Here is a 2,890-nt window from a genome sequence, read left to right as displayed (position 1 = left end):
GCGCCCGCCGCAATAGCCAGCCCGTCGGCTGCGGCCTTTAAAGCCTCCGCCTTATCCGTGCGCTCCCATGGCAAATCCAGGTCGCTTCTTCCAAAATGTCCGTAAGCCGCCGTCTGTCTGTAGATCGGCCGTCTGAGATCAAGCGCATTTATAATGGCTCCGGGTCTCAGGTCGAACGTGGACTTTACGATGTCCGAGATCCGGTCATCCGGCACAATTCCGGTGCCGAAGCTATTCACCGTAACCGAAACCGGGCTCGCCACCCCGATCGCGTAGGCAAGCTGGATTTCGGCTCTGCGCGCCAGACCTGCCGCCACGATATTCTTGGCTACATAACGCGCGGCATACGCTGCGCTTCGGTCCACCTTCGTCGGGTCCTTCCCGCTGAAGGCGCCCCCGCCATGCCGGGCATAGCCGCCGTAGGTGTCAACGATGATCTTTCTTCCGGTCAGTCCGGCGTCGCCGTTCGGCCCGCCCACGACGAAACGTCCCGTCGGATTAATATAGTATTTGGTATTCTCGTCCAGCAGTCCCTCCGGAACCGTCGGCTCCACCACATGCTGAACAATATCCTTCCAGATTTGGTCAAGCCCGATTTCAGGAGCATGCTGCGTCGAAACAACGATGGTATCTACCCGGACCGCACGGTCTCCATCATATTCCACGGTCACCTGTGTCTTGCCGTCCGGCCGCAAATAAGGAAGCAATCCGCTCTTTCTGACCTCCGCCAGTCTTCTGGCCAGCCGATGCGCCAGCGAAATCGGCAGCGGGAACAGCTCCGGCGTCTCATCCGTCGCGTAGCCGAACATCAGGCCCTGGTCGCCGGCTCCGATTTCACTGCCGTTCTCAAGCTCTCTCGTCTCCAGCGCATTGTCCACGCCTCTGGCGATATCGGCCGATTGCTCGTCGAGCGAGCTGAGAATGGCGCAGGTATTGCCGTCAAAGCCAAGAGAGGAATGGTCGTAACCAATCCGCACGATGGTCTCCCGGGCAATCGCCGGAATATTGACGTTCGCCGAAGTCGAGATTTCTCCCGCGATCAGCACGAGACCCGTAGTCACCGCCACCTCGCAAGCCACCCGGCCGCTCGCGTCCTGCTCCAGAATCGAATCCAGAATGGCATCCGAGATTTGGTCGCAAATTTTATCCGGATGCCCTTCCGTTACAGACTCCGATGTGAACAAATACTTTGTCATTTGCTTCTACCCCGTTTCATTGTGATATGATTCACTCCTGAAGACGATAAGAATGCCTATTGCCTCCGGATTAAAGACAAGAAAGGCTCTGAAAATGACAGCAGTCATACGCATACGCATAGGTACAGTGCTGTTTATTCAGAGCCTCCGGTTATCCGGTCAACTTTTATCCAACTAAGCTTATAGGATTAATCAATATATTACGTGGAATATGCAATGTTTGTCAATAAAATAATGTGCAAACCCTCGTCTTTTTCCGGAACGAATCCCGTTCGCTTCCCCAATTCCCGGGCTGGTCTTTGTTCCGCATAACGTGCCGCCGCTTCCTACTTGCCTTCGAGCCGCTGCATCAAGCTTGCCTGATATTGTTCCAGCCGCTCCGCTATGATCCGGTCGGTCAAATCCGTCACCCCGAAATCCGCCCAGCCCCCATACACCTGCGGAGGACCATCGGCCAGGCCGTCGAACAGCGACAGCAGATCCCAGTATGGATGATAGGTGAATGAGGCGCCAGCCGCATCCATATAAGCCCGCAAAAAAGCATCCGCCGTCTCCACGCCGTACAGCTGCGCCAGATTCAGCCTGCAGTGGCCCACATCCGCCCCCGCCGGCCCCCGGCATGCATTCGGCCAGTCCACAATTCCGCTGACGGTCTCTCCCTGCCACAGCACATTACCCGGATGATAATCGCGGTGAATGAAGCGCTCCGCGTACTCCGGCCGGTTATTCCGGATGTATCTCACCGCTTCCGCCCAGCTTTCCTTCCGCGTAGTCCAGTCAGGCGGCTCCAGAGCTTCAATATCGGTATACGAGTAATGAGTCCAGGGAAAATCCCCTGCCGGAATGGCATGCACCTTCGCCAGCGCCCCGGCCAGTCCGGCCAGCCAACCCTGCATATTCGGGGGCTTCAGAATCACCTCTCCGGGCAGCAGGGTCATCAGAACAGCGGGCAGCCCGCAAGCCTGTCCGTCCCTGTCCACTCCCAGCAGCTCCGGAGAAGAAAGCCCTCCGAGCGCGGACCTGACAAGCGCCTCCGATTCATGGAGGGCCACATCCGGCTCCTGATTCAGCCACCGCTCATTATCGTACAGACGAATTACCGCATCCCGGGAATCCGCGTCTCCCTCCAGCCGGACCTGATATAAGGCGGAAGAGGTGCTGCCCGGAAGACGCCGAGCTTCACGAACCTGAACGGACGTACCGCCCAGACCGGCGATCCATTTCAACGCAGACTCCGGCAGTGCGCCCAGCGGCTTACTATCCATTCTTCCTCATCCCTTCTGTTCTTCAAATGCCCATCCCATATAAAAAACGGCCACAGAACGCTGAAAGACCTGTGTTCCAGGGCCGACGCATTCAGGCCGTTAAAGCTTAATGCCGTATATTCTTCATATAATTTAGTAGCACAGAAAGAAACCACTATTCCGTCTCGCCTTCCGGCAATGCGCGAATGGAACGGAGCCTTCGTCCGGTGTGCGGCATAGCTGCCGCGCCTATTCGTTATCCGAGCCGGTTCTCCAGCGTGCCCAGTCCTTCGATCGTAACCGCCAGCTCATCACCGGTCCGCAGCCATACCCGCTCTTCTTCGGGCTGTCCAAGAATGACGCCTTCCGGCGTGCCTGTAAAGATCAGGTCTCCCGGTTCAAGCGTTATGTAGGCCGAAATATAGCTGACCAGCTCCGCGCAGCCAAAGA

3 protein-coding genes are annotated in these 2,890 nt (G+C 57.2%); all 3 read right to left on the bottom strand.

The window, feature by feature from the left end; translation table 11 throughout:
* A partial coding sequence (metK, locus tag L692_RS0110285) for a methionine adenosyltransferase (RefSeq protein ID WP_025699575.1) occupies positions 1-1,196 on the bottom strand: 1,196 nt, incomplete at its 3' end.
* A gap of 326 nt (positions 1,197-1,522) precedes the next feature.
* Positions 1,523-2,461, bottom strand: a complete 939-nt coding sequence (locus L692_RS0110280; protein WP_025699573.1) for an aminoglycoside phosphotransferase family protein — start codon at positions 2,459-2,461, stop codon at positions 1,523-1,525.
* Positions 2,462-2,696: 235 nt separating this feature from the next.
* Positions 2,697-2,890: fumarylacetoacetate hydrolase family protein (locus tag L692_RS28365; RefSeq protein ID WP_036723111.1), on the bottom strand; the 194-nt coding region annotated here is incomplete at its 5' end.

This window comes from Paenibacillus forsythiae T98 (assembly GCF_000520735.1).
In the GTDB taxonomy this organism is placed as follows: domain Bacteria; phylum Bacillota; class Bacilli; order Paenibacillales; family Paenibacillaceae; genus Paenibacillus_AQ; species Paenibacillus_AQ forsythiae.
Note: the sequence above shows the minus strand (reverse complement) of the source record. Positions and strands in the feature narration are given on the sequence as shown.

Bases quoted from the DNA above. Each gene is read 5' to 3' on its own strand.
- L692_RS0110280 (WP_025699573.1), bottom strand. From the start codon at position 2,461: ATGGATAGTAAGCCGCTGGGCGCACTGCCGGAGTCTGCGTTGAAATGG.